The sequence below is a fragment of the Martelella sp. HB161492 genome, from assembly GCF_013184775.1.
In the GTDB taxonomy this organism is placed as follows: domain Bacteria; phylum Pseudomonadota; class Alphaproteobacteria; order Rhizobiales; family Rhizobiaceae; genus Martelella.
In genome coordinates, this window is the sequence record NZ_JAATVV010000002.1 from 534,015 (window position 1) to 548,324 (window position 14,310).

Below are 14,310 nucleotides of genomic sequence, written 5' to 3' on the forward strand. Positions count from 1 at the left end.
GGTTTGAGTTTCAGGGCCTTGGGCGCATCATCTGCCGTGCTTCGTCGAGAAGCGCGATGAGGTCACGCTCGCGCGCCCCAGTTTCACCGTCGGCAGCATCCCGCCTGCCGGTCAGCGCGTCATAGCCACCGGCCAGAAACCGGCGGGCGGCTTTACGGCTCAGGCCGGCATCCCGCGTCAGCCATCGCTCGAAATTCCTGATTGTCGGAAACACCTCTTCGGCATGTTTCACACTGTCGACCCGCGCTGAGAGCAGCATGGGAAACGTCACGATCGAGATTTCCCAGAGATCCGCCTCCAGAATGCGGCGCACGCCCGATTTGGCGTCGGTCTTTGCTCTCACGGTCTGAAACCCGATCGAAAGCCCGTCGAGGCCGCCTGATTTCATCAGCGCATGGATTTCCCTGGCGCGTGACACATCCGCGGAAAGCTGTCCCTCGACATAGAGGCCGCGGCCATCTTCACGCAGTTTCGTCCAGGTGCCGATCGGCTCTGATGGATCATGCTGAAACAGCATGCGCACGCCCTCGGCACCGCGCTTTTCCAGCGATCGGCGAAAGGCGCCACGCTCTATGGCGTCCTTGCCGAGATCGACCTCGCCGAAGATGCTGGCATAACCGGAAAACCGGCCGTCACCGGCAAGGTCGGTCAGCGACAGATCGGCGTATTTCAACGTTGCGGCGGAAAGAACCGCGTCACCACTTTTCATGATCGCTCCTGTCAATGAAAACGGGCTTCAGAAAGATCCGGCTTCGCATGCAGGCCGGTTCAGTATCCAACGGCGGCGCGCTTTTCGTCTTCACTCAGGAAGTCAGCAGCGCCGATTCGGGCCCATAGCGCATCGCGCTCGCCGGAGAGGCCGCTGACCTGATCGAGATCGGCCTCCAGTGTGAGATCCGTCCCATAAAACGGGCCAAGCCATGACATCAGATGCGCAACGGTTCTGGCGATCAGCGGAATGACCGTCAGCCGGTAAAATGCGCGATTGGCTTCCTGATAATTCGAATAGGTGTTGTCGCCGGGGATACCGAGCATCATCGGCGGAACGCCAACGGCAAGCGCGATATCGCGGGCTGCGCCGTTTCTGGCTTCCGTGAAATCCATGTCGCGCGGGGTCAGTCCCATCGCCTTCCAGTCAAGCCCGCCTTCCAGCAGCAGTGGCCGGCCCGCCCGCGCTGGCCCGGAATAGCCTTCCTCCAGCTCCTGCTTCAGCCGCTCATACTGCTCCTCCGTCAGATTGCCGCCCTCCTTCGGCTGGTAGACAAGCGCTCCGGAGGGACGGGCCGAATTGTCAAGCAGCGCCTTGTTCCACACGGCAGAGGCATTGTGCAGGTCGAGCGCCATCTGCGCAGCGGCGAGCGGCGAAAAGCCGAGATGATCATCAAGCGGATGAAACAGCCGCATATGCAGGAGCGTCGGCTCCCCGCTCTCCGCAGGATAGCGCGACATGCGGGCTCCGACCCGGTATTCATAAGCCTCCGGCCAACCGTCAGCGCCCTCGATCACCCGCATCCTGTCGGGCCGCAAAAGATGCAGTTCCCGCACGTCCTCACCCAGGATAACCGGCTCGATGAAGGCATTGCCGGACAGCAGCAGATGGCCGTAAAGTGCCTCGAAGAAATCGATGCCGCTGGCCCGCCCATTGGGTTTGTGCAGCAGTGTCAGCAAGGGATGAGCGCTCAGTTCATCCTTGCCCTGGTAAAGCAGCAGCGGCACGCTTGCCGCCGTCTCGCAGATCAGCCGGATCGCGCGATGGGCAACCGGGTTCTTCATAAACCCCTCGCGCGAAAGCGCCCCGAATGAGCGGCCGGACCAGCGCGCTTCTCCCTGAATGGTCAGCGCGGAAAAGGCTGTTGCCGTCTTCTTTTCGGCAGCACCAAGTGCGACCGCCGGGCGGCGCCACGGCAGCTGGAAGGACATTTTCATGCCTCACCTCGTCTTATGTTTTGAGAATCAAAAAAGCCCCGGAAACCGGGGCTCGACATTCATTTCCACCTGTTGAGAAACGGCGCTTCAGTCCTTGTAGAGCGATGATTTGACGGCTGTCTCGCTGTTGAAATCAGCGGCGATCCGCATTTCGCGCATCGGCTTCACGATCGAGGTTGACTTGTCATAGAGCGGGTGGGCGCGGTAGGCATCAAGAGCCGCTTCATCATCAAATTCAGCATAGACGACAAAATCCACCTCATTGCCATAAAGGTCACTGCGCTGGTTTCGGCCGATCTCCACCAGACGGGCATGCGGGTTCTGGGTGAGGATGGAAAGCCCAGCCTCAACCTTGTCGGCGTCGCCGCCCTCAGGAACCGAGAAAAATACGATATGCCGAATCATGCCTGACCTCTTGGCTGCGACAGGAGCCTTTCGTTTCGGCTATCACGGCTCACCAGCCCCCGCAACCACTCCGCCCGATAGCGCCGCGATATGGCGTATCAGGCGACATCAGAACGCTATCCGCTTTTTCTCAGCGGTTCTGGCTCATCAGCCCGAACAGGGACAACATCGTCAGATCCGCCGTATGCGCGGCATCCCGTCACCTTCGAGCAGCAATGCAGTCAGCGCCCAGACCAGCGCGTCGAGCCGGTCCGGCGAGCGTCCGGCGGAAAGACCACCCGGCCCGAAATCGCACATCTGGTCGATCAGCGCCGAAAAATGCCCGCCATGGCGCACCCGCCCCTGTTCATAGAGCGCGGCCACAGGTTCGGCGCGCAGGAATTTGCCGCGCATGGCCCGGACTGTCGTCACCGGCAAGCGTTCGTCAACGCTCTTCAGCATCGCCGTCACCATGTCGCCGCCCTGGTTGATTTCCGCGACCACCCGGTCGGCATCGAATTCCCGGAACGTCCGGACCACCATATTGGCCCAGACGGATGGCGCTCCGCCCTCGACCGAACGATCCGCCAGCACCAGCGCGCCGCCATTTTCCATCAGACCTGCCACCACGATGCCACAGACGGACTTTTTGCCCGACCCCGAAGGCGGATCGACCGCCACGACGATCCGACCTTCCGCCCGCGCATCGCGGTCAACAAGCTCTTCCAGATCCGCGCGCCGCCACAGGCCGTCCTCGCGATCCTCGATCAGCTCGCCATCCAGTTCCTGGCGTCCGAGCCGGGTACCGCCATATCGTGCCGACAGTGCACGGATAAAGCCCGGCGCCAGATTGGCATGGTTGTCGCGGGTCGAGATCCGCGTGAATGTCGTGGTTTCATCCGCCATCAGCTGCTTGACCAGCGGCACCGCACGCGGCGTCGTCGTTACCATCTGGCGCGGATTATCCCCCAGCCTCAGACCAAATTGCAGCATGTCCCAGCACTCGCGGGCATAGCGCCATTTTGCCAGCTCATCGCACCACGCGAAGTGAAACTGCGGCCCGCGCAATGCCTCGGGATCTTCCGATGAAAACAGATAGGCAACCGAACCATTGGGCCAGACCAGGCGCCGCCGGCTGATTTCAAATTCCGGGCGCATCCGTCTTGCAATCCGGCAGATCCCGGAGACGCCGTCAATCATCACTTCTCGCGCATCACCCAGGGTTTCGGCGATGAGCGCAATCCTGAGATCCGAGCGTCGGCCTACAGCCAGCGCCGTTGCATGGATCCATTCGGCCCCGGCACGGGTCTTGCCCGAGCCGCGCCCGCCCATCAGCAGCCATGTCCGCCAGTCGCCCGATGGCGGCAATTGCTCGGCGCGGCCAAGAAAGGCCCAGTCGCGCGACAGCTCCGTTGCGAAGGCAAAACCATCAGCCGGCCTGCTGTTCTCGCTGCCATTCGGCAATGCGACGTCCTGCCAGTTCCTCGGCACGCTGTTCAATGAGCTCGAGGAACTTTGCTTTGGCATGTTCGTAATCCTGCTTGTCGTTGATCCGCTCGTCCTCTGCCTGGCGTTCGCTCGCCAGTCGCCGCTGCATTTCGTCCGCCTTTTCCAGCGTGCGGATGATCAGCGCGATGGCATCGGTCGCGGATTTGACATCGCCGCGTGCCTCGCGCACCGCCTCACCGCCAGCCCCGGTCTCCTTCTGCGCTGCGCGGCGCAGCGAGCGGAAGAAACCGAACTGCGCCCGCATCTCCGCCGTCAGATCGTTGAGCAGCAGTCGCAGCTCTTCCTGAGGATCACGGCGGCGCGCCTTCGGTTCAATCATGTAAAACCCGGGTGCGTCGGCATGGGTGACCGTCTTGCCGCCGTCATAGCGCGGTGCACGCGGCCACAAGCCGTAAAGCGACGGCTCGAATGACGGGTCATCGGACATTTCCACCTCCATTGGCAATTGGCTCGCCGTTGAAATCTCGGCAACAAAAAACCGGCCTCGTCGGGCCGGTTTCCGAAATTCATCACGATGTCGGTCATTTCCGCTTCGGTCATCGCCGCGAAGCAAGACAGGGCCAAACTCTTTGCCGTCCGCCTCAGCCGCTAATCTCCGACCATAGACAAACAGTAGCAAAGCACCGTTACGCCGTCAAGGACTATTTTCCTATTTTTGGATTTTTTTCTTATTCGGCCGAAAACTGGTCAAATGCATCCATGGCCTTGGCGGCATACATCAGCGACGGGCCACCGCCCATATAGATAGCCGTTCCAAGCACCTCCTCGAATTCAGCCTTGGTGCAGCCCATCTTCACGAGTGTGCGGGTGTGAAACGCGATGCAGGGATCGCAGCGCATGGCGATGGCAATGCCGAGCGCCACATATTCCTTGGTTTTCGAATCCAGTGCACCGGGCTTGTCGGCGCCCTTAGCCATGGCATAAAAGCCGGCCATGGTGTCGGGGATGTCCTTCTTCAGAACTGCGGTCTGCTTTGAGATGTCTGCGGCGATCTGCTTATAGTCGGTTGCCATGGTAAACCTCGAACATTCATATCTACGATGATACTAACATAATGCCGATCTCAGCGCAGATCCTTGCGCTAAATCAAGCAGGTGCTTCATCCTGTGGTCAATCAGCGATCGGTCTCACCCACATGCATCGGCCAGTCGACGACATAGTTCTCGAATTCCTCCGCCGGCACATCCTTCTCGCTCACGGTACGGCCGCGTGCTGAAATGCCGGCCTGATGCACGGTCTCGCGGTCACCGGAAACAAGATAGTGCCACCAGTAGAGGTCATGCCCCTCTTCGACAAGACGGTAAGCACAGGTCGGCGGTAACCAGCTGATTTCCCGTAGTGCCTCCATATCAAGCTGAATGCATTCCGGCACCGTCGCCTGGCGATTCTCATAGTCGGAGCAACGACAGCTTTCGCCATCGAGAAGAATGCAGCGCACCGAAGTATAGGCGACTGCGCCCGTATCCCAGTCCTCGAGCTTGTTGAGACAGCACAGCCCACAGCCATCGCAGAGTGATTCCCACTCGGCGTTGCTCATCTCTTCAAGGCGCTTTTGCCGCCAGAATGGCAGATCCGTCTTTGTCATCATCCTCACCCGAACGCATCACCGGAGCGGCCTTATCGCGCCGGTTCCGGCTTCGATCAAGTCCGAAGCAGAATATGCCGGTCAAACCTTCGATCTTGCGCATGCCGTGAATGTGCGCCTCGACTGAACTTTTGTGACTTTGGTCTTATCACTATCGCTCAATTGCGACATTTTGGCCAATTGCTAGCATTGCCCAACGCTTTTGAGGAGAAGCGTCGCGCGCCTTTGGAGGAAGGCGCATCTTTTGACGACTTGGGAGGAGTCTGATGTCAAAACTGATCATGAATCGGCGTGGCCTGCTGAGGGCCGGCGCGGCGGCAGGTGTTGCCCTGACGGCACCCATGCACTTCATTCGCGGCGCCTATGCCGACGATATGTCCTGCAACATGCCGACGGGCGACACCGTCACACTCGGCTTCAACGTGCCGCAGACCGGCCCCTATGCCGATGAGGGGCTCGATGAACTGAAGGCGCTTCAGCTCGCCGTCAAGCATCTGAATGGTGAGGGTGACGGCGGCATGCTCAACACCTTCACGTCGAAAGTACTGAAAGGGAACGGCATTCTCGGCAAGAAAGTCGCTTTCGTTACCGGTGACACCCAGACCAAATCCGATGCCGCCCGCGATGGCGCCAAGCGCATGATCGAAAAGGACGGCGCGGTGATGATCACCGGCGGCTCCTCTTCCGGTGTGGCCGTTGCCGTGCAGAGCCTCTGCCAGGATATGGGCGTCATCTTCATGGCCGGCCTGACCCATTCCAATGACACCACCGGCAAGGACAAGCGTCGCTATGGCTTCCGCCATTTCTTCAACGCCTATCAGTCGGGCATCGCCCTTGCCCCGGTTCTGGCCGAAGCCTATGGCACGGATCGCCGCGCCTATCACCTGACCGCCGATTACACCTGGGGTTGGACCCAGGAAGAATCGATCAAGAACGCGACCGAGGCGCTTGGCTGGCAAACCGTCGAGACCGTTCGCACACCCGTTGGTGCCGGCGACTTCTCGCAATATATCGCTCCGGTTCTCAATTCCGGGGCCGATGTGCTGATCCTGAACCATTACGGCGGCGATATGGTCAATTCGCTGACGCAGGCCGTGCAGTTCGGCCTGAAGGACAAGCAGGTCAACGGCAAGCAGTTCGAGATCGTCGTGCCGCTGTTCTCCGACCTGATGGCGAAGGGCGCAGGCAAGGCGGCCGTCGGCATCCTCGGCTCGGCGAACTGGCTCTGGTCGCTGGATAATGAGGGCTCCAAGGCCTTCGTCCAGTCCTTTGGCACCGAATATGGTTTCCCGCCATCGCAGGCTGCACAGACCTGCTACGTCCAGACCCTGCTCTATGCTGACGCCGTTGAACGGGCCGGCACATTCTACGCACCCGCAGTCATCAAGGCGCTGGAGGGCTTCGAATTCGACGGCATGGGCAATGGCAAGACGCTGTACCGCGCCGCTGACCATCAGTGCATGAAGGATGTTCTGGTCGTTCAAGGTAACGACGCGCCGGCCAATGAGTATGACCTGCTCAAGGTGGTCAAGGTCGTTCCGCGCGCTGAGGTCGAATATGACCCGGCGATCTTCGGCGGCGAGCTCGGTCCCGATACGCCGAAACCCTGCTGATAACAGCGATACCTGGCACGGGCCGGTCGCCATTCCGGCGCCCGGCCCTTTCTTATTCAAGGCGAAGCGGATGGCAGGTCCATGGACGCAATCATCATTCAAATTCTGAACGGTCTCGACAAGGGGGCAGCCTATTCGCTGATCGCCCTTGGCCTGACCCTGGTTTTCGGCACGCTGGGCGTGGTCAATTTCGCCCATGGCGCGCTGTTCATGCTCGGCGCCTTCTGCGCCGTGTCCTTCAACGCCCTCCTCACCTGGCCGATCCAGCCGCCCAAACCGGACGGCGCGCTCTTTGCACCAAGACCGATTCCCTACATGGAATATGCCTTCGGTGATGTCGGCACCGCCATCGTCAACTGGTCGGTGCCGCTGTCGATCATTCTTGCCATACCGGTCATGCTGATCCTCGGCCTCATCATGGAGCGCGGGCTGATCCGCTTTTTCTACAAGCGCCCGCATTCGGACCAGATCTTGGTGACCTTCGGCCTGGCGATTGTGCTGCAGGAAATCATCAAGGAAATCTATGGCGCCAACCCCATCCCGCAGTCGGCACCGGGCATGTTTGCCGGAACCGCCGATATCGCCGCCTGGCTCGGCATGTCCGATGCTTTCATCGTCTATCCCTGGTGGCGGCTGATCTACTTCCTGTTTTCGATTGTCATCATCGGCGCTGTCTTCGCCTTCCTGCAATTCACCACCTACGGAATGGTCGTGCGCGCTGGAATGCGTGATCGCGAAACGGTTGGCCTGCTCGGTATCGATATCGAAAAACGCTTCACCGTCGTCTTTGGCATTGCCGCCGTCGTCGCCGGCCTGGCCGGTGTCATGTACACACCGATCCTGCCGCCCAACTATCACATGGGCATGGATTTCCTCGTGCTCAGCTTCGTCGTCGTCGTCGTCGGAGGCATGGGGTCACTGCCCGGCGCCATCCTTGCAGGCTTTGCGCTTGGCATTCTGCAATCCTTCGCCTCGATGAATGAAATCAAGTCGATCATTCCGGGCATCGACCAGGTCATCATCTACCTCGTCGCCGTCATCATTCTCTTGACCATGCCGCGCGGACTGATGGGCCGCAAGGGCGTCATGGAGGACTGAACCATGTTTGGAAACCTTTCCCGCAACGACTGGATGCTGTTCATCATATTCGCCGCCGTCGTGCTTCTGGCGCCAGTCCTGTTCATGCCGCTTGGCGCCGCCTATCCGGCGCTGTTGCAGAAATTCGCGATCTTCGCGATCTTCGCCATCGGCTTCAACATCCTGTTCGGCCTGACTGGCTATCTGTCCTTCGGCCACGCCGCCTTTCTTGGTGTCGGCTCCTATGCGGCCGTTTGGTCATTCAAGCTGTTGAGCATGAACGCCCTTCCGGCGATCGCCTTTGCCGTCATCTGCTCCGGCCTCTTTGCCGCGCTGATCGGCTATGTCAGCCTGCGGCGCTCGGGCATCTATTTCTCGATCCTGACGCTGGCTTTCGCCCAGATGAGCTATAATCTCGCCTATTCGGTCCTGACACCCATCACCAATGGCGAGACCGGACTGCAGCTGTCGCAGAATGACCCGCGCATCCTCGACCGCGCCTTTGCCAGCTCAAGCCAGGGCCTGCCGTCACCGGATCTGTTCGGCATCACGCTTCAGGGTTATGCCGGGTTCTATTTCTGCGCCGCCGCCCTCATCATCTGCTTCTTCGTGACGCTGAAGCTGTTCCGTTCCCCCTTCGGCATGATGCTGAAGGCGATCAAATCCAACCAGAACCGCATGCGCTATACCGGCTTCAACACGCGGCCCTATCTGCGTTCCGCCTTCATCATTTCCGGGATGTTTGCCGGTCTCGCCGGGGCGCTGATGGCGGTCACCGATCCGCTGGCGGGCGCCGAGCGCATGCAGTGGACCGCCTCCGGCGAGGTCGTGCTGATGACCATTCTCGGCGGCGTCGGTACCCTGATCGGCCCGATCCTCGGCGCCGTGGTGATCAAATATTTCGAAAACATCTTCTCCTCCTTCAACGACGGCGCGCTGCACTCCGCCTTTTCCGCCCTGCCGGATGCGATCGAGATGCCGCTGGTCAAGCTCCTGTCGCTGTTTGTCGGCGATGGCTGGCACCTGACGCTCGGCCTGATCTTCATGGCAATCGTCATCTTCCTGCCCGGCGGCATCATGGAGGGTATCCGAAGGCTGACCACGCGCTTCACCAATGGCGGCGGCGGCAAACGCGTCAGCCAGTCAAAACTGCAACCGGCGGAGTGAGATCATGACCACTGCAAACACCGTCCTTCACGTTTCGGATGTTCACAAGAGCTTCGGCGGATTGCGGGCGCTCAAGGATGTCGAACTCGAAGTCGAAAAGGGCACCGTCCACGCCATTATCGGGCCGAATGGCGCCGGCAAGTCGACCCTGCTCAATGTCTGCATCGGCCGGATCAAGCCGGATCATGGCCATGTCATATTCGACGGGCAGACCCTCGATCATCATCAGCCGCATGAGATCAACCAGCTCGGCGTCTCGCGCGTGTTTCAGACACCGGAAATCTTCCCGGATCTGACATTGCTGGAAAATGTGATGATCCCGGCCTTTGCCAAGCGCGACGGCGCCTTTCGTCTGAACGCGGTCCGGGCGCTCTCATCAGAAGCGGAGATCCGCGACGAGGCCGAGTATATTCTCGAAGATATCGGCCTCTTTGCCCGCCGCTTTCATGAAGCAGGCTCCCTGTCGCGCGGTGACAAGCGGCGGCTGGAGCTTGCCATGTGCCTGATCCAGAAGCCAAAGCTCCTGCTTCTGGATGAACCGACTGCCGGCATGGCGCGCCACGACACCAATATGACAATCGAGCTTCTGCAGCGCATCAAGGCCCGCGGCATGACCAAGGTGATCATCGAGCATGACATGCATGTCGTCTTCTCGCTGGCCGACAAGATCTCCGTCCTAGCCCAGGGCCAGATCATCGCCGACGGCACCCCCGACCAGGTCCGGGGCAATCCGAAGGTCCGCGAAGCCTATCTCGGGGAGGCGCATTGATGAATGCCCCCGTCGATAACCATCATTTTCAAAAGGAGGCGAACACCATGAGCGAAGCCGAAGCCTTCTTCAGCGTCCGCGACATTCATGCCTGGTATGGCGAAAGCTATATCGTGCAGGGCGTGTCCTTCGATATCCGCAAGGGCGAGGTCCTCTCGCTTCTGGGGCGCAATGGCGCCGGCAAGACCTCGACGCTGCGGACGCTTGCCCGCCTCGACAGCCCGAGCCTCAGGCAAGGCGAGATCTGGCTGGATGGCAAGCCGCTGCACCAGATGAAGGCCTTTCAGGCGGCCAAGGCCGGCCTTCAGCTGGTGCCGGAGGACCGCCGCATCATTGGCGGCCTGTCGGTCGAGGAAAACCTGACCCTCGCTCAGGTCTCGGGTGAGACAGGCTGGTCGATCGAGAAGATCTACGACCACTTCCCTCGCCTTGCCGAACGCCGAAATCAGGAGGCCGTCACCATGTCCGGCGGCGAGCAGCAGATGCTGGCCGTTGCCCGCGCGCTCGCCCGCGACATCAAGGTTCTGTTTCTCGATGAACCTTATGAGGGGCTCGCGCCGGTCATCGTGCAGGAGATCGAAAAAATCGTCTCGCAGATCCGCGACCTCGGCATCACCACCATCATCGTCGAGCAGAATGCTGTCGCGGCTCTGCGGCTCTCCGACCGTGCCGTTATCATGGACACCGGCCAGGTGGTCTTCGCCGGTACCGCCCGCGATGTGCTCGACAACAAGGAGCTGCGCGACGAATATCTGGCGATCTGAAGATCCGGCCCGCCAAGAATCACCCGCCTTCCCATGCCTCCCCACCGGGAGGCATGGGTGCTTCTGTCAAGCAGGCGCTTGCTGCATGGTTAACGGGTTTATAACGAATTCGGCATAGGCTCCTGACAAAGCAAAGTTTTTGTCGAGGAGTATGTCCGTGGTTGATCGCTACCGGGAACTTGAGGGTCTGAAGAGCTCGCGCAATCTGGATCTGGTGCTCATGGCGACCGTTTCCTCCTTTGCCAGCCTGCGCAACCCCGGCACGGGCGAACTGCGTCGCTTCGCCGAACTGCTCCCCCCCGTCTACGAGGCTTCGAGCCCGGAGGCCCGCCGTCAGGCCGTCGCAGCCCTTGCTGCCTGCCCGGCAGTGCCACGCAGCATCTGCCGCTTCCTCGGGCGGCAGGATATTGCCATTGCCGCCCCGTTTCTGGCCCTGTCACCGGCGATCGACGAAGAGACACTGATCGAGATCATCGAGCAATCGGGTGAGGCCCACAAGCGCGCCATCATCAACCGCGCCGATCTTACGCAAAAAGTGATTGCGGCACTCATCGCCACCCATGCCGACAGCGCCGAGACACGCGATGAAGACAGCAGCGGCTCTGCCGATGCCGGGACCATGGAAGACAAGAGCGAAGCGCTGCGGCGGACGCTGAAGGCCATGGTCGAAAAGTCAGGAGACAGCGACCGTCTCGGCCTGTCGACCCTGACCGCCCTCCAGACGTCGCTTTTGGTCCGTTTTGCCCGCCGCCGTGAGGCCGGTTTCTTCGCTGAAACTTTCAGCCGGGCGCTCGGCGGCGATCAGGATCTGGCAAAACTCATCCTTGCGGATACGACCGGCGAACGTCTGGCGATTGCCCTTGTCGGACTTGGCATGGCCAATGATGATGTCAGCTTCATCCTGCAGCGCAGCGTGCCTGCACTCGCCACCGATCACGATGTCGATGCCATGGTCGCCACCCTTTCGCCGTCCCGGTCGATCGAGCAGCTGCTCACCTGGCAGGCCGAAAGCGCCGAGCGCAATGCCCGGCCGGCAGCCAAACAGCCCCAGACCGGTGACAGCAAGCGCCGAAGCGCCTGAGCCGCCCCGGAGCATTTCCGGCAAAGCGAGAAGCCGATTACGCCGCGACGGCAAAAAGCCCGCTGACGTCGTCGATCTCGAGCGCGACGATCCAGAGGTCGCTGTCGAAACGGCGCTCCTTCTCCAGCTTGTCGGCGAGCGTCAGCACATCGACATCTTCAAGCCGCATCTCAAAAACGCGCGCGCCATCCTCGTCAGCAAGCACCTGGGGCGCGGGCATGAACAGCGTCTCCCTGCCGTCCCGCTTCGTCTGTCGGATGGCGATGGCGCCGGCCGCCTCGGCCCCCTTGCGCTCGACAGCGGCAAAACCGCCCTTGGCAAAAACCTGGCGGCAAAGCGCGGAGACAAAGATATCGCTTCTAAGACGGGCGGACATGCTGCACCTCCCTCTGCTCAAGGCGCCCCTCACGGTGACCGGATCGATCAGGCATCAAAGCGCGCCGATTTCCTGGAGCTTTTTCAGAACAGCCTCACTCGGCTCACCGGTTTCCGGCAGGCGATAGTGTTTCTGAAAGTTCAGGATCGCCGCCTTTGTGCTCTGTCCGGCAACGCCATCCACAACGATCCCATCATAGGCGATATTTTGCAGCCCACGCTGGATTTCCGTCACCGTCTTCGTTGAGACCGGGACAGTGGCAAGTGTCAACGTTGCCGCGCCGTCAGCAGCCCCGGGGCTGGCGGAGGCGCGGATCACCGCGGCGACATTTTGACTGTCCGTTTCAGGGCGATGGCTCGGCAGCGGGGTCGCCGCCGATGCGGTGATGGCCGCCAGCAGCCCGGCATCCGCTGCGCCGGTCACCATCAGGCCATTATCTTTCTGAAAAGCGGCCACCGCTTCGGCCGTCTGTGGCCCGCTCACCCCGTCGACCGTGCCCTTGTAATATCCGCGCGCAGCAAGTTCCTGCTGGACCTGACGCAGAAGATCGGCCGGATCTGACTGAACGGGGGATATAGCGACAGCGGTATCTGCAACGGTATCCGCTGACGTTTCAGCGTCTGCTGCCGGTGCGCCACGCTGCATCACGGCCAGCAATTCATCAATTTCGGCATCGCCGCTCTGTTCGGCAGGTCGCTCCTCAGCCGCCGCCTGAACCGTATTGTCGCCATCCCGCTCAATCCGGAAGCTGTGATAGGGACCGGCCTCGTGCACCAGAGTGCGGCCGGGAATCGCATCGGGTTCGCCGTCGACACGGGTTTTGAACATCGGATCGGGATGCGGACCGACCTGATACCAGAGCGCATTGGCGGAAACGAAGCTGAACACCACCGCGAAGATCGTCACACCGCCGAAAACCGATGGATGACGGCCGATCGCAGCCCCGCCAGCCAGCAATATCCGCGCGATAAGCCCGGGCTTGCTGCCTTTCTTGCTCTTGCCCCGTTTTTTGGTCGTCTTCCCCATCGGCCCTGCTTCCGAAATTCGCCGCGCCCGCCGCGAGCCGGCGCGCTGTCATGTCATATATCCCGTTCCGCGCCGACCTCGACGCATGCTGAAAGGCCCTGCTGGTCTGTCGCGGCCCGCAAAGCCCAGAGGACATCGCTGTCTACAATAACGCCAGACGGCGGCGGAAGGTGCAGCATGTCAGTATTTTTCTTGCTATGGTTAACACGCATAACACCGGCACAGTCGACGAAATCTTCCAAAAACATACGCTAGAAAATTGATTTTGCTTCACTTTTTCAGGCTTTTCCGGTGAACGGGAAAAAGCCTGTCAACAGGGACCGGCGTCAGCGGCCATGCCCTGTTACCGGCTCATTTACCCGCTTGTATTAGAGATTGGGTCAACAGGCGCCGGGTCCGACATCTGATCGGTATCAGCGCGCTTTGACACAACAGGCAAACCGGCCCCGGGAAAGGACGAGATGATAAGGTTCCTGCTGAAAACGGCATTCTTCTTTTTCTGCCTTTTGCTGATTCTGCCGTTTTTTTCGACCTTTCTGACAGGTGAGCCTGTGGACCAGGATGGTACGCAGCCGCAGAGTGCTGCCGATGTCGGCGGTGCGGTGACGGCTGCCCGCGGCACGCTCGAATATATGAGCGGGTTGTGCGGCGAAAAACCCGAGGTCTGCGTCAACGGGATCAAGATCATCGATTTTCTCCGCCATCGTGCTGGCGAAGGCGCAGATGTCGCCTATCGCTATCTCGGTCAGCATTTCGACAAGGCCGACGATGGGGCCGACGACAAGACCTCCTCTCCGACAGCCCTTCCGGCTGTCCCCGGCCAAACGGAGACGGCGGCAACGCCGCTGCCGGCCGGAGCCCCGCAAGCCGCCGTGCCTGACGCCGTGATCACCGGCGCAATCGTGGAGCCGCCGCCCCTGCCCGTCCAGACACCTGCAGCGCCGGAAACGCTGACCGCCGCTGCGGCCCGGCCGGACCTCACCGGAATTCGTCTCGATGTGCCATTGCCGACCCCGCGCCCCTATTGACGGGA

The 14,310-nt window shown here is 60.8% G+C and carries 16 protein-coding genes; 7 read left to right on the top strand and 9 right to left on the bottom strand.

Features of this window, described 5'->3' with window-relative positions:
• Window positions 1–10: 10 nt before the first annotated feature.
• From HCK86_RS05345 to HCK86_RS05375, 7 genes are all read right to left on the bottom strand, one after another.
• On the bottom strand, window positions 11–709 hold the full coding sequence (locus tag HCK86_RS05345; protein WP_176083421.1) for an HK97 family phage prohead protease: 699 nt from the start codon (window positions 707–709) through the stop codon (window positions 11–13).
• A gap of 59 nt (window positions 710–768) precedes the next feature.
• Window positions 769–1,926, bottom strand: a complete 1,158-nt coding sequence (locus HCK86_RS05350; protein WP_176083422.1) for a phage portal protein — start codon at window positions 1,924–1,926, stop codon at window positions 769–771.
• 87 nt (window positions 1,927–2,013) lie between these two features.
• Window positions 2,014–2,331 carry a Dabb family protein gene (locus tag HCK86_RS05355; protein WP_176083423.1) on the bottom strand — a complete coding sequence of 106 codons (318 nt, stop codon included), beginning with the start codon at window positions 2,329–2,331 and terminating at the stop codon, window positions 2,014–2,016.
• A 171-nt stretch (window positions 2,332–2,502) separates the two neighbouring features.
• Window positions 2,503–3,837, bottom strand: a complete 1,335-nt coding sequence (locus HCK86_RS05360; protein WP_176083424.1) for a terminase family protein — start codon at window positions 3,835–3,837, stop codon at window positions 2,503–2,505.
• Window positions 3,740–4,246, bottom strand: a complete 507-nt coding sequence (locus HCK86_RS05365; RefSeq protein ID WP_176083425.1) for a hypothetical protein — start codon at window positions 4,244–4,246, stop codon at window positions 3,740–3,742. The genes HCK86_RS05360 and HCK86_RS05365 overlap by 98 nt, the downstream gene beginning before the upstream one ends.
• A gap of 241 nt (window positions 4,247–4,487) precedes the next feature.
• Window positions 4,488–4,832, bottom strand: coding sequence for a carboxymuconolactone decarboxylase family protein (locus tag HCK86_RS05370; RefSeq protein ID WP_176083426.1), 345 nt, complete (start codon window positions 4,830–4,832; stop codon window positions 4,488–4,490).
• Window positions 4,833–4,933: 101 nt separating this feature from the next.
• A complete protein-coding gene (locus HCK86_RS05375) occupies window positions 4,934–5,407 on the bottom strand; it encodes a YcgN family cysteine cluster protein (protein ID WP_176083427.1) in 474 nt (157 codons plus the stop codon).
• 263 nt (window positions 5,408–5,670) lie between these two features.
• On the opposite strand from HCK86_RS05375, the gene HCK86_RS05380 reads away from it, so the two are divergent.
• The 6 genes from HCK86_RS05380 (at window position 5,671) to HCK86_RS05405 (ending at window position 11,875) form a co-directional block, all read left to right on the top strand.
• Complete coding sequence (locus HCK86_RS05380) at window positions 5,671–7,017, top strand: substrate-binding protein (RefSeq protein ID WP_210259816.1); 1,347 nt, start codon at window positions 5,671–5,673, stop codon at window positions 7,015–7,017.
• A gap of 81 nt (window positions 7,018–7,098) precedes the next feature.
• Window positions 7,099–8,115, top strand: coding sequence for a branched-chain amino acid ABC transporter permease (locus tag HCK86_RS05385; protein ID WP_176083428.1), 1,017 nt, complete (start codon window positions 7,099–7,101; stop codon window positions 8,113–8,115).
• A gap of 3 nt (window positions 8,116–8,118) precedes the next feature.
• Entirely contained in the window at window positions 8,119–9,261 is a 1,143-nt protein-coding gene (locus tag HCK86_RS05390; RefSeq protein WP_176083429.1) for a branched-chain amino acid ABC transporter permease, read from the top strand.
• Between the two features lie 4 nt (window positions 9,262–9,265).
• Window positions 9,266–10,030 carry an ABC transporter ATP-binding protein gene (locus HCK86_RS05395; protein WP_176083430.1) on the top strand — a complete coding sequence of 255 codons (765 nt, stop codon included), beginning with the start codon at window positions 9,266–9,268 and terminating at the stop codon, window positions 10,028–10,030.
• A gap of 47 nt (window positions 10,031–10,077) precedes the next feature.
• Window positions 10,078–10,794: an ABC transporter ATP-binding protein gene (locus HCK86_RS05400; RefSeq protein WP_246739457.1), complete on the top strand. Its 717-nt coding sequence runs from the start codon at window positions 10,078–10,080 to the stop codon at window positions 10,792–10,794.
• A 157-nt stretch (window positions 10,795–10,951) separates the two neighbouring features.
• Window positions 10,952–11,875, top strand: coding sequence for a DUF2336 domain-containing protein (locus tag HCK86_RS05405; RefSeq protein ID WP_176083432.1), 924 nt, complete (start codon window positions 10,952–10,954; stop codon window positions 11,873–11,875).
• A 37-nt stretch (window positions 11,876–11,912) separates the two neighbouring features.
• Here the strand turns inward: HCK86_RS05405 and HCK86_RS05410 are convergent, their stop codons facing one another.
• A complete protein-coding gene (locus HCK86_RS05410) occupies window positions 11,913–12,251 on the bottom strand; it encodes a DUF1491 family protein (RefSeq protein WP_176083433.1) in 339 nt (112 codons plus the stop codon).
• A gap of 54 nt (window positions 12,252–12,305) precedes the next feature.
• A complete protein-coding gene (locus HCK86_RS05415) occupies window positions 12,306–13,277 on the bottom strand; it encodes a peptidoglycan-binding protein (RefSeq protein WP_176083434.1) in 972 nt (323 codons plus the stop codon).
• 461 nt (window positions 13,278–13,738) lie between these two features.
• Between HCK86_RS05415 and HCK86_RS05420 the strand changes: the two genes are divergently transcribed.
• Window positions 13,739–14,305, top strand: a complete 567-nt coding sequence (locus HCK86_RS05420; RefSeq protein ID WP_176083435.1) for a DUF5330 domain-containing protein — start codon at window positions 13,739–13,741, stop codon at window positions 14,303–14,305.
• Window positions 14,306–14,310: the final 5 nt, after the last annotated feature.